The organism is Vibrio sp. 2132-1, assembly GCF_033344315.1.
In genome coordinates this window covers 1-680 of the sequence record NZ_JAWPON010000378.1, presented here as the reverse complement: position 1 = coordinate 680, position 680 = coordinate 1, and the positions used below count along the sequence as shown (strand labels likewise).

The 680-nt window shown below is 47.8% G+C and carries 1 pseudogene; it reads left to right on the top strand.

From position 1 onward, the window contains the following. Nucleotides 1-680, top strand: a pseudogene (locus tag R8N47_RS25540) (chain-length determining protein); the annotation flags it as partial.

Genomic DNA, 680 nt, shown 5'->3' with positions numbered 1-680 from the left:
ATCCAAATTCAGCTAAGAAGCGGTAAAGCACAAGGAATGGAGTCAATGTTAACGTCGGTGAGTAACCGATTTGTTGAACAACTGTTGGCCCCAGAACGCTCGTCGATTAAGGATTCCAGCCATTTCTTGACCATCCATATCAATAAGCGAAGAGAAGAACTCGACAAAGCCGAGCACGCTTTTGCCGAGTACAAAAACACCTACTCACACGCAACTCCAGAAATGCAGGCCCAAAGCTTGACCCGCCTAGCCAGCTTAAAGCAAACCTTGGCGGAGAAAGAAGCCGAGCTGGCCGGTGTGACTCGCAGTTTGGGGAGCTTGGACCAACAGCTTTCCAAAACCAACCCCGTCATCGGTAAGATTGAAGAACAAATTATCGAGATCCGAAGCGAGCTTACTCTGCTCCGCGCCAAATACACCGAAGCGCACAGCCTAGTACAAGGAAAATTGCGCGAATTAAAACGCTTAGAGCAAGAACGCACAGTTCTGCTCAGTTCAAAACAGCCAGAGCTGAACAGTAACCAATTGTGGGACAGTGCGAGTAACGCCACCGTAAGTAGTTTTGGGGAAGCGCAGCCATTGCTTGTGTCTCAACTTCATCAACTGCAAATTATGCGTAGCCGTTTTGAATCACTCACCGAAGAAACCGTCAGTTTGCAAAAGATGATTCAAGAGTTAGA